At 58.3% G+C, this 18,938-nt stretch carries 14 protein-coding genes and 4 tRNA genes; 3 read left to right on the top strand and 15 right to left on the bottom strand.

The window, feature by feature from the left end:
* The first annotated feature begins 403 nt into the window (after nt 1-403).
* The gene (locus Q7L05_RS04695) at nt 404-766 is read left to right on the top strand and encodes a cupin domain-containing protein (RefSeq protein ID WP_303902688.1); all 363 of its coding nucleotides are present in this window, start codon (nt 404-406) and stop codon (nt 764-766) included.
* Nucleotides 767-963: 197 nt separating this feature from the next.
* On the opposite strand, the gene Q7L05_RS04690 is transcribed toward Q7L05_RS04695, so the two are convergent.
* Both Q7L05_RS04690 and cysM read right to left on the bottom strand, forming a co-directional pair.
* A complete protein-coding gene (locus tag Q7L05_RS04690) occupies nt 964-3,459 on the bottom strand; it encodes a glycogen/starch/alpha-glucan phosphorylase (RefSeq protein WP_303902685.1) in 2,496 nt (831 codons plus the stop codon).
* 384 nt (nt 3,460-3,843) lie between these two features.
* A complete protein-coding gene (gene cysM, locus Q7L05_RS04685; RefSeq protein WP_303902681.1) occupies nt 3,844-4,740 on the bottom strand; it encodes a cysteine synthase CysM in 897 nt (298 codons plus the stop codon).
* Between the two features lie 232 nt (nt 4,741-4,972).
* On the opposite strand from cysM, the gene Q7L05_RS04680 reads away from it, so the two are divergent.
* Nucleotides 4,973-5,323 (top strand): Hpt domain-containing protein, encoded by a 351-nt coding sequence (locus tag Q7L05_RS04680; RefSeq protein WP_303902677.1) that lies wholly within the window; start codon nt 4,973-4,975, stop codon nt 5,321-5,323.
* Between the two features lie 106 nt (nt 5,324-5,429).
* Here the strand turns inward: Q7L05_RS04680 and Q7L05_RS04675 are convergent, their stop codons facing one another.
* Nucleotides 5,430-6,221 (bottom strand): class I SAM-dependent methyltransferase, encoded by a 792-nt coding sequence (locus Q7L05_RS04675; RefSeq protein WP_303902674.1) that lies wholly within the window; start codon nt 6,219-6,221, stop codon nt 5,430-5,432.
* A gap of 120 nt (nt 6,222-6,341) precedes the next feature.
* Nucleotides 6,342-6,713, bottom strand: a complete 372-nt coding sequence (locus Q7L05_RS04670; protein ID WP_303902672.1) for a TusE/DsrC/DsvC family sulfur relay protein — start codon at nt 6,711-6,713, stop codon at nt 6,342-6,344.
* A gap of 347 nt (nt 6,714-7,060) precedes the next feature.
* Here Q7L05_RS04670 and Q7L05_RS04665 point away from each other — a divergent pair, with 347 nt between their 5' ends.
* Entirely contained in the window at nt 7,061-7,978 is a 918-nt protein-coding gene (locus Q7L05_RS04665; RefSeq protein WP_303902669.1) for a mechanosensitive ion channel family protein, read from the top strand.
* Between the two features lie 380 nt (nt 7,979-8,358).
* Here Q7L05_RS04665 and Q7L05_RS04660 read toward each other — a convergent pair whose 3' ends face one another.
* From Q7L05_RS04660 to Q7L05_RS04610, 11 genes are all read right to left on the bottom strand, one after another.
* On the bottom strand, nt 8,359-10,749 hold the full coding sequence (locus Q7L05_RS04660; RefSeq protein WP_303902666.1) for a phosphoketolase family protein: 2,391 nt from the start codon (nt 10,747-10,749) through the stop codon (nt 8,359-8,361).
* A 222-nt stretch (nt 10,750-10,971) separates the two neighbouring features.
* On the bottom strand, nt 10,972-11,700 hold the full coding sequence (locus tag Q7L05_RS04655) for a ZIP family metal transporter (RefSeq protein WP_303902664.1): 729 nt from the start codon (nt 11,698-11,700) through the stop codon (nt 10,972-10,974).
* A gap of 165 nt (nt 11,701-11,865) precedes the next feature.
* Nucleotides 11,866-12,273, bottom strand: a complete 408-nt coding sequence (locus Q7L05_RS04650; protein ID WP_303902661.1) for a hypothetical protein — start codon at nt 12,271-12,273, stop codon at nt 11,866-11,868.
* A 740-nt stretch (nt 12,274-13,013) separates the two neighbouring features.
* Nucleotides 13,014-13,100: transfer RNA gene (locus Q7L05_RS04645), tRNA-Leu, on the bottom strand.
* 101 nt (nt 13,101-13,201) lie between these two features.
* Nucleotides 13,202-13,277 (bottom strand) — tRNA-Gly (locus tag Q7L05_RS04640).
* Nucleotides 13,278-13,298: 21 nt separating this feature from the next.
* Nucleotides 13,299-13,372, bottom strand: a tRNA-Cys gene (locus Q7L05_RS04635).
* Nucleotides 13,373-13,414: 42 nt separating this feature from the next.
* A tRNA-Gly gene (locus tag Q7L05_RS04630) sits at nt 13,415-13,490 on the bottom strand.
* A gap of 57 nt (nt 13,491-13,547) precedes the next feature.
* The gene (gene pgsA / locus Q7L05_RS04625; RefSeq protein WP_303902659.1) at nt 13,548-14,132 is read right to left on the bottom strand and encodes a CDP-diacylglycerol--glycerol-3-phosphate 3-phosphatidyltransferase; all 585 of its coding nucleotides are present in this window, start codon (nt 14,130-14,132) and stop codon (nt 13,548-13,550) included.
* The gene (gene uvrC, locus Q7L05_RS04620) at nt 14,133-15,977 is read right to left on the bottom strand and encodes an excinuclease ABC subunit UvrC (protein ID WP_303902656.1); all 1,845 of its coding nucleotides are present in this window, start codon (nt 15,975-15,977) and stop codon (nt 14,133-14,135) included.
* Nucleotides 15,978-16,168: 191 nt separating this feature from the next.
* On the bottom strand, nt 16,169-16,819 hold the full coding sequence (uvrY, locus tag Q7L05_RS04615; protein WP_303902653.1) for a UvrY/SirA/GacA family response regulator transcription factor: 651 nt from the start codon (nt 16,817-16,819) through the stop codon (nt 16,169-16,171).
* 66 nt (nt 16,820-16,885) lie between these two features.
* A complete protein-coding gene (locus tag Q7L05_RS04610) occupies nt 16,886-18,391 on the bottom strand; it encodes a dynamin family protein (protein ID WP_303902651.1) in 1,506 nt (501 codons plus the stop codon).
* Nucleotides 18,392-18,938 lie beyond the last annotated feature (547 nt).

Here is an 18,938-nt window from a genome sequence, read left to right as displayed (position 1 = left end):
TTTCCCGCCTACGCAGATCACGGCGTGGTAGATGGACGCTGCTGTGATGTAGCAGCGGGTCCCAGCGCATTTCCAGCCGCTGCCGCTCTCTGACAAATTTTCTGAGCGGATTGAGAAACTCCGCGTGTCGTAACGGCACTCGAAGACGATCTCAGCCATATCCCCATCCCCTCCTCCAATGCTGACTACAAGGATAGTCCGGAGATTCCGGGGACAGTCGAGTGGGCACAATGCTGGTCTGTTGGAACGGATCCCGAGCTCCCTCGCTCAATGGCTTCCACTGTCTCGACCGCAGCTACCGCCCCCCAAATGGACAGCCCGTTTAACAGCTGGCCGATGCGCGTTTACGCGCTATCTTTGTTGACGAGACCGCAATGCGACCGGTTCACCATGGAGGCATCTCATGATCGGATTCGTTACCAACATCGAAAAGGACACACTCGCAAGCCAGGATTACCGTCGTGTGCTTTTCACGGGCCGGAATATTCAGCTCGTCATTATGACACTACAGCCCGGGGAGGAAATCGGAATGGAGGTTCATCCAGAGCATGATCAGTTCATCCGCGTGGAATCGGGAGCGGGTATGGTGATCCTGGACGGTGAAGAGCATACCGTAGGAGATGGCGACGCGGTGGTAATCCCCGCTGGCGCCAGACACAATGTTACAGCCTCGCCCGATTCGTTGCTTCGCCTCTATACGCTCTATAGCCCGCCCGAACATCCGGACGGCACCATCCAGCACTCCAAGGCGGACGAGAACGTATAGCACTGACTGAGCGGGACCCCATGGGAATGAGATGAAGAGCGCCACTCAGATCGTTTTCAAGTACACAACTGATGTCTTCCGTGGAGTCGTTCTGCACATGGCCCCAGCAGAGCCGGACGCACCCGCGGCACCGGCAGCGTCAGCGTCAGCACAAAACTGGCTATGCCACCGGGTGAGCTCTTCGACCCGCTGCACCTTCACCTGTTCAGGGAAATCGGAACGGGTTTGACGCGCCAAATGTCGTCACGATACTCCCGTACTGCCCGGTCCGACGAGAAGCGGCCCATGCGGGCAACGTTCAGGATGGACATCCGGGTCCAACGGGCAGGATCGCGCCAGGCTTCGGCCACGCGGTCCTGGCAATCGATATAGGAGCGGTAATCGGCCAGCAGCAGATAAGGGCCGTGGCCCAGCAAATTGTCGACAAGCGGTCGAAACAGATGGGGATCGCCGCGGGAAAAATGACCGGAGGCAATCCGGTCAATGGCCTCGCGCAACTCGGTGTCGGATCGGTAATAGGTTCGCGGATCATAGCCCTGTTGCTTCGTCTCACGCACTTCTGCAGCGGTCAGGCCGAACAGAAAGAAATTCTCCTCACCCACCTCCTCCCGGATCTCGATGTTGGCCCCATCGAGAGTGCCGATGGTCAGTGCGCCGTTCAGTGCGAACTTCATATTCCCCGTGCCCGAGGCTTCCTTCCCGGCCATGGAGATTTGTTCCGAAAGATCCGCAGCCGGAAACACGTGGCGACTGTTTTTGACGTTGAAATTCGGCAGAAACACGACCTTGAGCCGACCGGCAACATCGTGGTCGTTGTTCACCACTTCACCCACGCCGTTAATCAGACGAATGATGAGCTTTGCCTGGTAATATCCGGGTGCCGCCTTGCCGCCGAAGATGACCGTCCGCGACGTCATGGCGATTTCGGGATTTTGTTTGATGCGATTGTACAGGCTAATGACATGCAGGATATTCAGATGCTGACGCTTGTATTCGTGCAGGCGCTTGACCTGAATGTCGAAAAGATTGTCAGGCTCGACCCGGATGCCGGTGGTGTGGTCGAGATACGCGGCGAGATTGGCCTTGTTCTCCCCCTTCGCATCGCGCCATCGCAACTGAAAGTCCTGATCGTCGGCGTAGGGTTCGAGTTCCCGCAGTACATCGAGATCGGTTACCCAATGGTCACCGATGTATTCCGTAATCAGCGCCGCGAGTCCGGGGTTGCTGAATAGCAGGAAGCGCCTCGGCGTGATCCCGTTGGTCTTGTTCGTGAGCTTTTTCGGTTCGAATTCATTGAAGTCCCGCAGTACGTCAGACCGCAACAGTTCGGTATGCAGCTCAGCCACTCCGTTTACGGTATGGCTTCCAACGACGGCGAGATGCGCCATGCGCACGTAGCGCACTCCGCTTTCGTCGATCAGCGACATTCGGGCGACGCGTTCCTCATCGCCGGGAAAGCGTTGGCGCACCTCCTCCAGGAAGTGATGGTTGATCTCGTAGATAATCTCCAGGTGACGTGGCAGGAGTTCGGCGAACAGCGGAACCGGCCATTTTTCCAACGCCTCCGGCAAAAGCGTATGGTTGGTGTAAGCGAAGGTGCGGGTGGTGATGCCCCATGCCCTTTCCCAGCCCATATGGTGGTCGTCCACCAGCAGACGCATGAGTTCCGCAACCGCGATAGAGGGGTGCGTGTCGTTGAGTTGCACGGACCACTTGTCCGAAAAATCCTCCAGACGCCCGTTGCGGAACAGGTGCATGCTGAGCATGTCCTGCAGTGCGCAGGAGACAAAGAAGTATTGTTGCTGCAGCCGGAGTCTCTTTCCCTTCTCCGGCTCGTCATTGGGATACAGCATCTTGGTGAGCGTTTCGGAAATCACCTTTTCGTCGACTGCGCCGTAATAATCGCCGACATTGAATGCCTCGAAGTCAAAGGATTCCACGGCCTCCGCCTTCCACAATCGCAAGGGGTTCACCGTGTTTACCCGATAACCGGTGATAGGCGTGTCATAGGGAACGCCCTTCACCATTTGTGCCGGAATCCATTTGACGCGATACACACCCTCCTCGTCCACGTAAGGCTCCGTGTGGCCGCCGAACTTCACATACTGTGCCGCTTCCGGCCTGGGAATCTCCCATGGATTGCCGAATCGCAGCCATTTGTCGGTAATCTCCACCTGCCAGCCGTCACGGATCTCCTGATCGAAGATCCCGAATTCGTAACGGATTCCGTAGCCCACGACGGGGATCTGCAATGTCGCGGCCGAGTCGAGATAGCAGGCCGCGAGACGGCCAAGACCGCCGTTACCCAGCCCCGGTTCCTCCTCCTGATCGAGCAGTTTCTCCAGATCCAGCCCGGCGGCCTCTACCGCCTGGCGGACCTGATCGGAAATCCCGAGATTCATCAGGTTATTGCCGAGATGCGGTCCGACCAGAAACTCCGCCGAAAAATAGGCGACGACACGCACGTCCTGCTCGATATAGGTCTGCACTGTATTAATAAAACGATGCAGCATACGGTCACGCACTGTATAGGCCAGCGCCATGTAGTAATCGTTTCGCGTGGCGATACGCGGAAACTTTGCCTGCAGATAGAACAGGTTGTCGGCGAAAGCCCGCTCGATGGTCTCGATTTCCATCCCGGTTCGGTCGTCTTCGACCCGAATCTGCTCCAGAGGTAGGGATCGGTCATTCATGAACTCATCCTCGTTTTGTTTGATTGTCTGCTATCCCTGCCACCTATAGCCGATCATTACGCCATCGTCCTCACGGCTTAGCGAAAACGCGGCGGCAGCAAGCCGGTCGTGCCCATGAAGACGCGCTGGATCGAAGACTTGCTGGAAACGCGCGTGGAACCGCGGTCGCTGATTGGCGTCAGGACCGATGTGAAGTCCGACCGCGGGAATTGATGAGCAAAGTAGTTCACGGAATTGCGGACTCCTTCCCTGAAGTACGCCCTTCGGGCCGGTCTGCGGCGGGGCCGCTCCCGCGGCGCATCCTGCGCTCGCGGGTTTGGAAGGCGAAAAGTTACTACGGCCTCGTTGATCTCGAGGAAGAGGGGGACTTCCTGTTCGAAGCAATCACTCGGCCGGGAATACGCCTGTCGAAATGTAGCGGTCGCCACGGTCGCAGATGATGGCGACGATAGTGGCGTTCTCCACCTGTTCCGAGAGTTGGAGTGCGGCGGCTACCGCGCCCCCGGATGAGATTCCCGAGAAGATACCTTCCTTCGCAGCAAGATCGTGGGTGATGCGCTCCGCATCCTCCTGGGAAATATCCATCGTACGGTTGACTCTGGAGGCGTCGAAGATCTTCGGGAGATATTCCGGCGGCCAGCGACGGATGCCGGGGATACTGGCTCCTGCGGCGGGCTGGACACCGACCACCTCGACCTCTGGCTTCTGTTCCTTCAGGTAACGGGAGACACCCATGATGGTCCCTGTGGTGCCCATGGCACTAACGAAGTGGGTAATCTCACCACCGGTGTCACGCCAGATCTCGGGCCCGGTGGTCTCGTAGTGGGCTATGGGATTGTCCATGTTGGAGAACTGGTCGAGAACTTTACCCTTGCCTTCGGCCTGCATTCGATCAGCCAGATCCCGGGCCCCCTCCATGCCCTCCACCTTGCTTACCAGCACGATGTCCGCACCGTAAGCCTTCATCACCGCCCGGCGTTCGATGCTCATGTTTTCAGGCATGAGAAGGAGCATACGATAGCCTTTGACGGCCGCCACCATCGCCAGCGCGATGCCGGTATTGCCGGAGGTCGCCTCGATGAGCGTATCGCCCGGCCGGATATCACCCCGCTCTTCGGCATGGCGGATCATGCTCAATGCGGGCCGATCCTTCACGGAGCCGGCGGGATTATTACCTTCCAGTTTGACCAGTATGGTATTGCCGTTGCTGCCGGTTGGAAGGCGCTGTAGCTTCACCAGCGGTGTATTGCCAACCAGTGATTCGATGGTGGCGTACTCCATGTCCCACTCCGAAGTCTTGAAACGGAACATGATTATAAGACATGGCAGGGCAACCTCATACTTTGAAGCGAGTGAGCATTCGTTCGCCGTGCAAGACATGGTTGCCCGCGATGCCGATTTCGGTACACTGAAATCATTTCCGGCCTCTATTTGGAAGATTTCACAAGCTCATCACAAAGACGCAAGGGCGCAAGAACTTACAAGGGCGCAAGAACTTAAAGGAATTACAGGGATGATTGACTTAGCACCCCAAGTCATTGATAACGAATTGGCCCTGGAGCAGGCAGGGGGCAGTCTTGAACTGGCCCGCGAACTGTTCGCCATGCTGCTCAAGGAGTTGCCGCAATTCGAGTGCGGCATCCGGGCGAAATTCCAGAGCCGCGAATGGGCAAGGCTGCAACAGAGTGTCCATAAATTGACCGGCGCGGCCATTTACTGCGGGGTACCCGCCTTGAAGTTCTCGTCGGAGAGACTGGACAGGAAACTCAAGCGCGGGCTCATCGACGATGTGGACACGGACGTTGAACACCTGCTGAAAGAAATCCGTCGGGTTCAGGAATACGCCCATTTGCGGCTCGGGTGAGGGGCTGTGCGGCCGCCACCCGGCAAGAGTGATCTCCTGGTGAGATCGGCATCCAGGCTGGCCGCGGCTTCGGTCAACAAGCCCTTCCAAACCGACGCAAATGGTTTCAGGGTGATGCTTTCATCGCCCTGATAATGTAGACATCGAATCGGTTGCGCCTGGTCTCGAACGCCAGTGTGGCGGGTCGGTCCGCCAATGGCGGGGCGTAATCGGGCCGCTTCACAACCACTCGCTCGCGGGCACACTCCAGCGCCGCAGGAAGCAGTCCCTGTGCATTCGGATCGGTGCCGATCAAACGATGGAAGAGTTGCATCTCCTTCTTCACCAGGGCACGACTCCGCCGTCCCGGATACATGGGATCGAGATAGACCACATCGGGGCATTCGTGAGCCGGGAGACCGCGCAGATAGTCGCTGGCGTCCGCCCGGATAAGCGACATGCGCTCTGCTATCGGCCCTACTTCGGAATCCTGTCTGGCTCGCCGAAGCCCATCCTCCAAAAGAGCGGCTACAGCGGCTGATCGTTCTATCAATCGGACCGGACAACCCAGACTTGCCAAAACGAAGGCATCCCGGCCGAGTCCCGCGGTTGCATCAATGACACTCGGTGTGCGGCCTTTCTTCAGCCCGATCGCCTTGGCGATAGGTTGACCCCGGCCACCGCCGAATCGCCGCCGATGTCCCACGGCTCCGCCGACAAAATCCACGAACACAGGGCCCGGCGCCCTCGGCCCTGACTGTCGAAGCTCCAGGCGTTCGCCAGTGAGGTAAAGTTTCAGCGGCTCACCGTCGGTCTCGGCCCGGCGCAGGCCCCAGCGCCGGGCCACTTTATCAGCCTCTTCGCACTGCTCCGCCGTTTCGCATACGAGGGGAATATCGGAGAGGCCTGCTTTGTCCAAAAATCGATTACCGTGGTATTGCAACGACCGATATGATCGCATAACCCAAACACCGAGGCACCTCAGGGCCTCGCTGCCTCGGTATAGCAATTGGCGAACTGCAAAAGCCTGCTGGTGGCTTTACTCGACCGAACCGAACGAGGGGTCTGTCGTATAGGCGGGAACGGGCACTCCGGCGATGTGGCAGCCCTGGGTCACCGGTCCGCGCGGAAAGAGCTGGTAAAGAAAACGGCGACCGCCCTGCTTTTCATACCGGTCATCGAGCGCATAGACCAATTCGCGGCCACTTTTGGCCCGGCCATGCTCGAGGTAATACTCACGGAGAAATCCGAGCACTTCCCAGTGCGTGGGCGTAAGGTCGATCTGCTCCGTTTCCGCGCGCTCACGTACGGACGCCTCGTCCCACGGCCCCAGGTCCTGAAGGCGCGCTTCCCTCTCGGGGTCCTCGGGTCTCTCTTGCCCGTCAAGGATACTCTTGCCGATATCACTCATTTCGACCTCCAGTAGTATTCGGAATTGGGAGGTGCTTCCAATAAAGGGTAGCAGTCCTGATTTTCACCGCAAAACGAGGTGGGCACTCGCATCGCCGTGAGGGATGGCTACTCGATGCAGGGTAAACGCATACTCATATTGCTCGAGCCGGCGAGCGGCACAAGTATGCGGTTGCCCCCGGCTACCCAAGGCACTGCTTCGCTGGGGCAGAAAAGGAAGTGTCCGGGACACCGTGTTAGCCATTCGATAGCCCAACGGAAGGTATTCACAAAGGGCTGGTGGGTCTATCTTCTGGTTAGTCCGGAAGATTTCCGGAGCGAGGTCCGGTCGCCACGAAAGGAGACTTGATGGAAGGCGTCAACGAATTTTTAGCGCTGTTTCAGTGGAAGGCCCTTGTCATTACCATGCTTCGAATCGGCCTGGTGATAGGGCTCGCACTGGTCGGAATCGCCGTTGCACGGCGTTTTATCAATCGTCTCGAACGGCATCTTGTGGAGCGAAGCAAGGCACGGGGCGAGGCGGTGGAAGAGTTTGAAAAGCGTACCTATACGGTCGCCCGGTTATTGCGACAGGGCGTGGTTATCCTGATTTGGGTGGTCGTGGCGCTGGTGGTCCTCCGCGACGTCGGGGTGGAGATCGGACCGCTTCTCGCCAGCGCGGGTATCGTCGGCCTCGCCGTCGGCTTCGGCGCCCAGAACCTGGTACGGGATGTCATTTCCGGTTTCTTTCTGATTATCGAGGACCAGATTCGGGTGGGCGATATCGCCATCATCAACGGCACCGGCGGGCTGGTGGAGAGCATGAATTTCCGAACCACGGTATTGCGCGACCTCTCGGGGGTGGTGCATATCTTTCCCAACGGGACCATCACCACCCTGTCGAACATGACCCATGACTGGTCTGCCCATATTTTTGATATCGGCGTCGCCTACAAAGAGGATGTGGATCGGGTCATCGAGTTGCTCAAGGGCGTCGGTGCGACACTGCGGGAGGACGACTATTTCGGGCCCCTTATCATCGAAGACATCGAGGTGTTCGGATTGGATCAATTCGCCGACTCGGCGCTGGTGTTCAAGGGCCGGATCAAAACCCGACCGATAAAGCAGTGGGAAGTGGGCCGGGAGTTCAAACGCAGGGTAAAACAGACCTTTGACAAAGAAGGGATTGAGATCCCCTTCCCCCACCGCTCGATCTATTTCGGGGAGGCCAGCAAACCGTTCGTTACCCGCGTGGAGGCCGAAACGGCTGCACTGTCGAAAGAATAGGGGCGATTGATGGCCGTTGCACCCGACCCGGGAAGGCTATGTTTATGGCAATCAAAGGAATAACGGTAACTACTCGCGCAGGTCCACTCTCGAGACCCAGCACGATACAGAGCATCCGTCATCCCCGCGAAGGCGGGGATCCATGTGCCGCTCCTGGATTCCCGCCTTCGCGGGAATGACGGAGGGGGCGAGTAGTCACGAATAAAGATTAAAGCTCGAGTCTTCGGGAAGCAGTTCTCCGTATAGGGCACTTCTATAAATCGTCATTCCCGCGAAAGCGGGAATCCAGCGTTGATTTTGCCGGGCTCCCGCTTTTGCGGAAGTGACGAAAAATGGATTTTTAGAGGTTCCTGCACTCTGTGTCTCTGCGGTGAACACCCTTAGCGCACCCATTTCCAGTTGCGCACTTCCGGCATGTCCTCGCCGTGCCTGGCGATGTAGTCCTTGTGTTCGATCAGCTTATCCCGCACCACCTGCTTGGCGTAGGCCGCCAGGTAGCCCAGCTGCGGAACCCGCTCGATGACATCGCTGACCAAATGAAAGCGGTCGAGGTCGTTGCGTACCACCATATCGAACGGCGTGGTGGTGGTGCCCTCCTCCTTGTAGCCGCGCACATGCAGGTTGTTGTGATTGGTGCGCCGGTAGGTGAGCCGGTGGATTAGCCAGGGATAGCCGTGATAGGCGAAGATGATCGGCTTATTGGTGGTGAACAGGGTATCGAAATCCCGGTCCGATAACCCGTGGGGATGCTCCTCCTTGGGCTGCAGGGTCATCAGGTCCACCACATTCACCACCCGCACCTTGAGGTCGGGAACCAGCCGGTCCAGCAAGTCCACGGCGGCGAGGGTCTCCAGGGTGGGCACATCGCCCGCACAGGCAAGGATCACATCCGGCTCTGTGCCGCGGTCGTTGCTCGCCCACTCCCAGATACCAATACCGGCCGTGCAGTGCTTCACCGCCGAATCCATATCCAGCCACTGGGGCTGGGCCTGCTTGCCGGCAACAATCACGTTGATGAAATTGCGGCTTCGCAGGCATTTGTCCGCCACGCAAAGGAGCGAGTTGGCATCGGGCGGCAGGTAGACCCGGATTACGTCAGCCTTCTTGTTGACTACGTGGTCGATAAAGCCCGGATCCTGATGTGAGAAGCCGTTATGGTCCTGGCGCCACACGTGCGAGGTCAGCAGATAGTTCAGCGAGGCGATAGGGCGCCGCCAGGGGATCTCGCGTTGAGTCACCTTCAGCCATTTGGCATGCTGGTTGAACATCGAATCGACGATGTGGATGAAGGCTTCATAGCAAGAGAAGAGACCGTGGCGCCCGGTGAGCAAGTAGCCCTCCAGCCAACCCTGGCAGGTGTGCTCCGAAAGGATCTCCATGACCCGTCCATCCGGAGAGAGGTTTTCGTCCTCCGGCAGGATGTCATCCATCCAGACCCGATCCGTTACCTCGAAAAGCGCGTTTAGCCGGTTCGATGCGGTCTCGTCGGGGCCCATGACGCGGAAGTTGGCGGCCTTGGCATTGTACTTCATGACGTCGCGCAACCAGGTGCCCAGCACGCGGGTCGCTTCCGCGATCGTATTCCCCGGCTTCAGCACCTCCACGGCCGATAGACGAAAATCCGGTAACCGCAAGTCTTTGAGGAGAAGACCACCGTTGGCGTGGGGATTCGCTCCCATACGCCGATCGCCACGGGGGGCAAGCGCTGCGAGTTCCGGATGCAATCGCCCCTTTTCGTCGAACAGCTCCTCAGGACGGTAACTCTTCAACCAGTCCTCGAGCAGCTGCAGATGCTCCGGATTCTTGAGCATGTCCGAAAACGGCACCTGGTGGGAGCGCCAGAAACCTTCCATTTTGCGGCCGTCCACCTCTTTCGGACCCGTCCACCCCTTGGGACTGCGGAGGATGATTAGCGGCCAGCGGGGCCGCCGGGCCTCACCCGTGGTGCGGGCGTGTTCCTGGATTTCGCGGATCTCGTCCAGCACCGCATCCAGCGTACCCGCCATCTGCTGGTGCATCGCTTCCGGTTCAGAGCCCTCTACAAAATAGGGCTTGTAGCCATAACCGATGAAGAGAGCTTCAAGCTCCGACTTCGCCATTCGGGCCAGCACCGTGGGACCGGCGATCTTGTAGCCGTTCAGGTGCAAAATGGGCAGTACCGCCCCGTCTCGGACGGAATTAATAAACTTGTTGGAGTGCCATGCGGTGGCCAGCGGCCCGGTCTCCGCTTCACCGTCGCCGACCACGCAGACGGCAATCAGGTCCGGATTGTCGAATACCGCCCCGTAGGCGTGGGCGACCGAATAGCCGAGTTCGCCACCTTCATTTATAGACCCGGGTGTCTCCGGAGCCGCATGACTGGGAATACCTCCGGGAAAGGAGAACTGCTTGAACAGCTGTTGAAGACCCTCGGTGCTCTGCGGCACATTGGGATAGAGCTCGCTATAGGTCCCCTCCAGGTAGGTATTGGCCACCATCGCCGGCCCACCGTGTCCGGGACCGCAGATATAAATCATATCCAGATCGCGGTCCCTGATGACCCGATTCAGATGTGCATAGATAAAATTGAGTCCCGGCGTGGTGCCCCAGTGTCCGAGCAGGCGCGTCTTGACGTGCTCCGGCTTGAGAGCTTCGCGCAGCAACGGATTGTCGAGCAGATAGATCTGGCCCACTGAAAGGTAATTGGCCGCACGCCAATAGGCATGGATCCGGTTCAATTCCTCCTCGGCGAGAGGGGTCTCGGAAATGGCTCGGGTCGACACATCGTTCATGGAATCCGCCTCCGGGCACTCCAGATGAAAAGGCGCGCCCTGATTCAGGACGACAGCTCCCTATAGGCATTAGCAGAGGGCGGGTACATTGCAACCGGGGATGGTGATGAACCACAAGGAACGCAGTGCGAACCGCACCGTGTCATCCTGGACCGTTTCGGGGGCATCGCTGCAAGCATCGACAATGCTATCGTGTTGGTGAATACACCGAAATCGATGCCATTAATGGGAGAGCACGATTGCCACTGCGACCAGGATGCCGGCTCCGAGGGCCAAGAAACTGTATTTCGCCTTTTCCTTCTCGGCCTGGGGCAAAAGATGGGTCGCCCCCACATAGATGAGCGCACCCGCCGAGAGCGATAGCATGCTGCCCAGCAATGGCGGATCGATCGCGCTGATGAAAGGATAGGAGACCAGCATACCCAGCGGAGTGGAGAGTGAGGCGGCCAGTAACGCCAGCACGAGAGCCGTTTTCTCTCTGAAGCCCCCTCGCAAGAGCAGCAGATAGGTGATGATTCCTTCCGGAAATTCGTGCAACACCATGCCGATGGCGGCTACCGTTCCCGTAAAGATACTGACGGTGAAGGTGACCGAGTAGACGAAGCCGTCAATAAAAGAGTGGAGGCCAATGCCGAACATCGGTATCAAGCCGATGCCATAGTGGGAATCGGGATTGCGTTCGCAGACGAAAACAGTGACGAACCGATTGAGCAGATGGAGCAGGAGAAAGCCAATCAGCAAGTAGGCAGGAGCGCTCGCATTCATTTCGAGAGACTTCGGAACGATATGCAGAAAGGAAACGGAAATGAGCACACCGGCGGCAAAGCAGACAAAATAGATACTGTATTTTCGGCCCCATCCCTCGAAGTGACGGATCGCATAAATGCCCGTCGCGGTCACCAATGCGGCCAACGAGCTGGCCCCGAATGCCATCCAAAAAGTGTTTCCCATGAATATTCCTTCGAGAACCTCGCACACTTGCGGTAGCTCGCCCCATGGCAAGCACTGCTACATCCTCTTCTCCTGCAAAACTAGCAAGAGGAACGTCAGGGGGTGGTGACGCACGATACAGTGACAACACAGGATTACAGCTGCGCACCAAGAGCGATGCGTCTCTTATGGCGTACCGGCACGGGCACGGACCGCTAGAAAGGCACCGCGGCCCGTGCCCGCACGAACTGGCTCAATTTCCCGGACTTGCGAAAGAGGAGTGGTGAGTGTCTGCAGCCATGCGAAGTCGGTGAAGCCCGCTTTTCTGAGCAAGGCGTCGACCTCGGCGGCGGAAAAGAAGGTCGCCTCACGGTAGAAGACGTTTTCGCTCTGGTGGGCGAGATACTCCTGTCCCAACGGACTTTCCCTATCGATCAGGCCGATGACGAGCACTCCGTCCCGCTTGAGTACCCGTGCCGCCTTACGCAGCATCGCTGCGGCATCGTCGACGAAGCAGATGGTGGTCACGATAATGGGCGTAATCGAACGTGGCGTTCCCGAAAGGAAGTGCTTCGGCGACCCCGCCTGCGACATTTATGCCCCGCATTCGGGCGTAAACGAACATCTCGGCGGCTGGATCGATGCCGAACCCAACACCCAGAGGACCGACGAAACGCCCGCTGCCGACCCCGATTTCGAGTCCCCGACCGTCCCAGGGCAGCAAGACGCGTACCGCAAGTAGTTCGGAAAGAGCTGCTTGGTGATGCTCAAACCACTCCTCGTAGCGCCGATGGTGAGAAACAATGGTTCACACTTGGGGCCGCCCCCTTTTTCTCGCATGTCGCCGAGCCTCCCGCCCCATTCCGGAGCGACAAAATATCAGCGTAAGGGTAGCCAACTGCCCTCCAAAGCATTCGCCGCCCGGCGGCATATGCACTACTGTCATCGCCGGAGGATCGCTGAGGTGAGTTGTCACCTCATCGGCACGCTGCTGCTAGTGGTCTATTTGCCGCATGGACCACTATATTGATTGAAAGATCCGAAAGGGAGGGATTCACAATGCCGAAGGGAAGATGTGGCTATTTCGGGCATCATTGGGGGCCTTGGCCTCACGGCTATCCGAGCTACGGACCGCCACCATGGGGAGCGGGTCCCTGCTGTTGGCGCCGGCCCTCGCAAGAGGATGAAAAATTGGCACTGGACGAATACCTCGAAGCTCTGAAGGAGGAGATTCAGGCGGTCGAGGCCTATCGCAAGGACCTCGAAGAGAATCCACCCGGTTCAGCTTAAGCTACAAAAGCCAGAAGGAACTTGGGATTTGCTGGTCAGATAAATGGTGCCCGGGACCGGACTCGAACCGGTACGGGGTTGCCCCCGAGGGATTTTAAGTCCCTTGCGTCTACCAATTTCGCCACCCGGGCGGTGGAATCGCTGCGATTCTACCCAACGGTAGGTCAAAAAGGGAGGTCTTCGCTGACCTTAAACAAAAACCCCGGCACGAGGGCCGGGGTTTTTTTCGATTTGGAGCGGGAAACGAGATTCGAACTCGCGACCCCAACCTTGGCAAGGTTGTGCTCTACCAGCTGAGCTATTCCCGCTTTTTATCATTTACTCTTATATGGAGGCTGGGAGCGGAATCGAACCGCTGTACACGGCTTTGCAGGCCGCTGCATAACCACTCTGCCACCCAGCCAAAAACAAAAAACCCCGGCTTATCGGCCGAGGTTTCGGCGTTTGGAGCGGGAAACGAGATTCGAACTCGCGACCCCAACCTTGGCAAGGTTGTGCTCTACCAGCTGAGCTATTCCCGCATAATTCAAAGCGACGCTCATTGTATTCAGGAGAGCTTCGGTGTCAAGCTCTCGCAGCTAAAGCTCCGAACTTTCCCGCACCAGAAGCACCGGCCAGGCCGCCCTCATGTACCTCACCATCGACCAGAGCGTCAGTACGGCGGCGACGTAAAGAAGCGCGAATCCTACCAGAGCGGTCGGCAAACCCGCAAGGGGCTCTTGGTAGATGAGCAGCAACAGGGCCGCCATCTGCGCGGTGGTTTTTATCTTGCCGAGCATGCTTACCGCCACGGCTGCGGTGGCCCCCAGTTCGGCCATCCACTCACGAAGCGCCGAGATGGTGATCTCGCGACCAATAATAATGGCCGCCGGCAGTGCCATCCAGAATCCGTTGAATGCGGTGGGATTGCTGTCAACGATGAACACCAGCGCAGTGGTCACCATCAACTTGTCCGCCACCGGGTCCAGAAATGCACCGAATGGTGAATGCGCCTGCAGCCGGCGGGCGAGATAGCCGTCGAGCCAATCGGTCACCGCGGCAGAGGCAAAAATGACGGTGGTCGCCAAGTGCGCCCATTCAACCGGAAGGTAATAGAAAACCACAAATACCGGGATCAGTACGATGCGCAAGAGCGTCAGGATTGTGGGTATGGTGAATCTCATCTATTTCTCATCCGGATGCAGCGTGTCATAAATACGTTGTGCCAACTGTCGGCTGATGCCGTGCACGGAACTCAGGTCTTCGACCCCTGCCCGCACTACCTCCTGAAGCCCGCCGAACTGGCGCAAGAGCTGCTGTCGCCGCTTTGGCCCAAGCCCGTCGATGGCCTCCAGCGGTGAGCTGCGGCGGCTTTTGGCACGCCGTTGCCGATGGCCCGCGATGGCGAAACGATGCGCTTCATCGCGGACATGCTGAATCAGGTGCAGTGCCGGCGAATCGGGCGGCAGCGAGACAGCGCCATTGTGCCCGGAAATAATCAACTGCTCCAGTCCGGGTCGACGGCTCGCTCCCTTGGCCACGCCGACCAGGGTCACGCCCGCGACCTGGAGATCACCAAGCACCGCTTCGGCCTGGGTGATTTGCCCTTTGCCGCCGTCGATGAGCAGTAGGTCGGGCAGCTTGCCGTCTTCCTCCTTGAGGCGTCGAAAACGTCGAGTCAACGCCTGATGCATCGCGGCGTAATCATCGCCGGGGGTGATGTTTTCGATATTGAAGCGGCGGTAATCCGATTTGAGCGGTCCGTTGTTATCGAACACCACGCAGGAGGCGACGGTGGCTTCACCCTGCGTATGGCTAATGTCGAAGCATTCGATACGGCGCGGCAGTTCGCTCAGCCCGAGCTCCTCCTGCAGGGCTTCGAAACGCTTTTGCTGACTACTTCGGGTAGCCAGGTGGGCTTTAAGGGCGTGCTCCGCATTCCGTACTGCCATCTCCACCCAGCGTGCCCGATCGCCGCGCACCTTGGCTGTGACTGCAACCTTGCGCCCGGCCCGCTCCCCCAGGACCTGCTCCAGCAGTTCGCGGTCTTCCGGTTCGAGGTTCAGCAGCAGCTCGGGAGGCACCGGACGGTCGGTGCGGTTAGCCAGGTAGTATTGGGCAATGAAGGCACCGATTACCTCGTCCGGCTGGGCATGGGTCGTGTGCCGGGGGTAGTAGATACGATTGCCCAGATTCCGGCCGCCACGAATGAAAAAGACCTCGACGCAACTGATGCCGGCCTGCTGGTGCACCGCGAGGACGTCCAGGTCGCCCCGTTCTCCACTGACGTACTGTTTTTCCTGGACGCGTCGCAGGTTGACGATTTGGTCCCGGTAGCGGGCGGCTTGCTCGAACTCCAGCTTTTCCGATGCTTGCTCCATGCGCTGTACCAGTTCGTCGATGACCTGACTGCTCTTGCCCTCCAGAAACATGACCGAGTGGCGCACGTCCTCCTGGTAGCTGGCCTCATCCACCCGATCGACACAGGGGCCGGTGCAGCGTTTTATCTGGTATTGCAGGCAGGGCCGGTGCCGGTTGGCGTAGTAGCTGTCCTCGCATTGGCGCACCGGAAAGATTTTCTGCAGCAAGCTCAGGCTCTCGCGAACCGCCGAAGCGTTGGGAAACGGCCCGAAGTAGCGCCCTTTGGTCCGGCGGCGGCCACGGTGAAACCCGAGGCGCGGAAACGGTCCCTCGGAGAGGAAGATGTACGGGTAACTCTTATCGTCCCGCAGCAGCACGTTGTAGCGTGGTCGGTGCTTTTTTATCAGGTTGTTTTCGAGCAGCAGCGCCTCGCCCTCGGTCTGGGTTACCGTGACTTCGATGCTGCGAATCTGTGCGACCAGGCTGCGGGTTTTTGGGGAGTCGTCCCGGCGCTGGAAATAGCTGGAGACACGCCGTTTAAGGCTTCGTGCCTTACCGACGTAGATGATCCTGCCCTCCCCGTCGAGCATACGGTAGACACCCGGCCGGGTGGTCAAGGTCTGGAGAAAACCCTGGATATCGAAGGTTTCCTGGTTATCGGGGTTCATTGGATTTTCAGGTACTCATTCGGGGGTTGGAAGCCGATACCGGTCGGCGGTTCCCTGGGAATGCGAAGGGAGGGCGCAAACACTTCACAGATGAGATGAAGAGACGCCTGTATGGTGCTGATTATCTACCAATTTGCCCTGAAAACGGAGAAAACCCAGACTTCACTTTTTGTTGAAAAAACACGCGTAACTTACTGATTAGAAGATAAATAGCCATCCAGGAGCCCGTGACACATAGCCAGGCGAGTGAGCCCCGCATCGTTCTGGACCTTAAGCTTTTCGAATACGCGATGGCGGTAGGTACTGATGGTCTTGGGACTGAGATTCAGTTTTTCGGAAATGCTCGCGACCTTTTGACCCTGGATCAGCATGAACATGACCTGCAGTTCCCTTTCCGAGAGCACCGAGAACGGCGACTCCTTTTCATCCATCAGCGAGAGTGCAAGGTTTTGGGCGATATTGGGACTGATATAGCGCCCCCCGTTCTTCACCTCGCGAATGGCCTGCAGCATTTCGTCGAGACTCCCCCCCTTGGAGAGATAGCCCATCGCCCCGGCTTGCATCAGGCGGCTAGGGAAAGGGGCGTCGGTATGCACGGTAACAATGATTACGGCCACATCCGGGCTATTCAGTGAGAGTTTCCGGGTGGTTTCCAGTCCACCGATCCCAGGCATGCTGAGGTCCATCAGCACCACATCCGGATGGCATTCAGCGACCCTGTTCAGCGCCTCTTCACCACTGGAGGCTTCACTACAGACTTCAATGTCCTCTATATCTTCCAGCAGCCGGCGGATACCGGTGCGGACCAGTTCATGATCGTCGACAAGCAGGACCTTTATCATTTTTGCTTTGGACCTTTGAAGGAAAAACCGGCCGCTCCCCGAGGCGGCCAACGGCAATTATAGCCTTTACTGTATCTCGCTGTCAGAGCGGACTGTCGCCACCGATCCGGATTTGCTGTCCTCCGCGGTACCCTTCGGTTTGCCGGTGGGGTCTGCAAACCGGTCATTCAGGCTCTGCACGAAGCGATCGGTATCGGCAACCACGCGGGCGATGCGTTTACGGGCCCGGCGACCCCAGCCAATCGGGGTCTGACTGAATGGGCGGTGCCAGAAGCGGGTGCTTTTGCGGAAGGCACCGGCCAGACTGGCCCGATCCAGACTGCTCTCGGCTTGCGCCGTGAGCCACTTGAGGACGCGGCGACCGGCGATATTACGCATGATGTGATGCAGATAAGCCAGGAGGGCGACCAAAACCACTGCAACGGCAATGCCCAGGTTGGCGTTCTCCATCAGGCTCTGGAACCAGGGAGCGGTAAAACGTAGGCCCTCCCAGTAGCCGGCCTGAATCGTTATCACCAGAAAGGCCGTTAGCACGACCAGAAGCAGCACGGCATCGAGCCCGAGTGTCAGCCGCCGCCAGCGACCGATTGCTTCGGACAGCAGCGGAACCACCCGCTCCTCGATATCCCGTGCCTTGGACTCCAGGGCACCGACTATCCGGTAGGCCCGCTCGATGGTGACCTGTTCCATTCGACTACGGATCTCTTCGAGATCACGATCGCGCTTGCTCTCGAAACGACGCTGCAGGCTTTCGTCGTCGATCGGGTTGGCCGCTTCCGGGTTATAGATGGTGTAAAAACGACCGGCGGTCAGTCCCTTTTGCGACAGGGCCCGCTGCCAGGCTCCGAAGACCTCCTCGGGATTGTCTTCACGGGCGGCGGTGTCAATCTGATTGAGGATATAGAGAAATTTACTCGAGTCGGGCCGGCGGATGGTGTCCGCCACCAGGTACTCCAGGGTATCGTGCATCGCGCCCGGTTCGGGATGGCGGGCATCGAAGAACACCAGCACCAGGTCCGACAGGTCCACAATGTGTTCGGTAATGCGCAGAATCGAGGTGCGCTGTTCGTCCGCATCGAAGCCGGGCGAATCGATGAGGATCTTGCCCCGCAACACCTCGGAAGGGCAGGTTTTGAGCTGGAGGTAGGCATCGATGCGCCGCCCCTCCCCCTCTGCGACTTTGTCGATCTCTTCACCGATCTGATAGAAGGGGAAACGAGGGTCCGCATCCAGGGCCAATCCTGGCAGCGTGTGCACCTCCCCTTCGCGGCCGTGACACACGACGGTGAACTTGTCATCGACCGCCTGATTGCCTGTGAGCTGGAGAGGGTAATCCAGGTAATAGTTGATAAACGTGGACTTTCCTGAAGAGAAGGTCCCGAGAACAGAAATCAGCGGCCACCAGGGAATCAGGGTCGCGTAGGACTGCGTGCGTTTGAGGAGCCCCATCCGATAGGCGACACGGTCGAGTTCCCTGAAGCTCTTGACCGCGGAAAGCAAGACCGGATTTTCATGTGTGAGATGGGATTCGAGGCTCTGCAGTCGCTTCTCAATTACCGGATCGGCGCGCAATGTTATTCTCCGTCATCGATGAGTCGTAACCGGCCGTCCCGCACCCGGAACCCGCACATATTGCCGGTAATATGGATTAAGTTGTAGATCAAGTAGAACCTGCAGACGAGTACAATTACGATGAAGTAAATCAAAAGGGAAAAATCGGGAGACTTTGGGAGATGCTCGGCGCGCTATCCATTGCGAGCCCCACCGGCCGCTCCGCAGCCCCGAATCAGTGACGAACGTTCAGCCGTCATTGCGAGCACTACCCGCCGCTGCGCTGCCCCGAATCGATGACGAACTCTTATCCGTCATCAGGAGGAGCCCCAAGCGACGCGGCAATCCGGGGGTGGGGAGCAGGAGATTACTTCGTCGCTGTGGCTCCTCGTAATGACAGCGGGGAAAGTTCTTCAGGAGCATACCCGCCGCTCCGCAGCCCGAATCAGTAACGAACATTTAGCCGTCATTGCGAGCCGTACCCCCTGCTGCGCAGGCCCGAATCGGTGACGAACCTTTAGCCGTCATTGCGAGCCGTACCCCCTGCTGCGCAGGCCCGAATCAGTGA

Source organism: Thiohalomonas denitrificans, from assembly GCF_016841685.1.
GTDB classification, from domain to species: domain Bacteria; phylum Pseudomonadota; class Gammaproteobacteria; order Thiohalomonadales; family Thiohalomonadaceae; genus Thiohalomonas; species Thiohalomonas denitrificans_A.
The sequence above is the reverse complement of the archived record's forward strand: the minus strand, read 5'-3'. Positions and strand labels throughout refer to the sequence as shown.

Coding starts and splice junctions, on each gene's coding strand:
- uvrC (WP_303902656.1), bottom strand. CDS start 15,977: ATGAACCCCGATAACCAGGAAACCTTCGATATCCAGGGTTTTCTCCAG.
- Q7L05_RS04655 (WP_303902664.1), bottom strand. CDS start 11,700: ATGGGAAACACTTTTTGGATGGCATTCGGGGCCAGCTCGTTGGCCGCA.
- Q7L05_RS04650 (WP_303902661.1), bottom strand. CDS start 12,273: ATGTCGCAGGCGGGGTCGCCGAAGCACTTCCTTTCGGGAACGCCACGT.
- Q7L05_RS04690 (WP_303902685.1), bottom strand. CDS start 3,459: ATGAATGACCGATCCCTACCTCTGGAGCAGATTCGGGTCGAAGACGAC.
- pgsA (WP_303902659.1), bottom strand. CDS start 14,132: ATGAGATTCACCATACCCACAATCCTGACGCTCTTGCGCATCGTACTG.
- Q7L05_RS04680 (WP_303902677.1), top strand. CDS start 4,973: ATGATTGACTTAGCACCCCAAGTCATTGATAACGAATTGGCCCTGGAG.
- Q7L05_RS04660 (WP_303902666.1), bottom strand. CDS start 10,749: ATGAACGATGTGTCGACCCGAGCCATTTCCGAGACCCCTCTCGCCGAG.
- Q7L05_RS04670 (WP_303902672.1), bottom strand. CDS start 6,713: ATGAGTGATATCGGCAAGAGTATCCTTGACGGGCAAGAGAGACCCGAG.
- Q7L05_RS04695 (WP_303902688.1), top strand. CDS start 404: ATGATCGGATTCGTTACCAACATCGAAAAGGACACACTCGCAAGCCAG.
- Q7L05_RS04665 (WP_303902669.1), top strand. CDS start 7,061: ATGGAAGGCGTCAACGAATTTTTAGCGCTGTTTCAGTGGAAGGCCCTT.
- cysM (WP_303902681.1), bottom strand. CDS start 4,740: ATGGAGTACGCCACCATCGAATCACTGGTTGGCAATACACCGCTGGTG.
- uvrY (WP_303902653.1), bottom strand. CDS start 16,819: ATGATAAAGGTCCTGCTTGTCGACGATCATGAACTGGTCCGCACCGGT.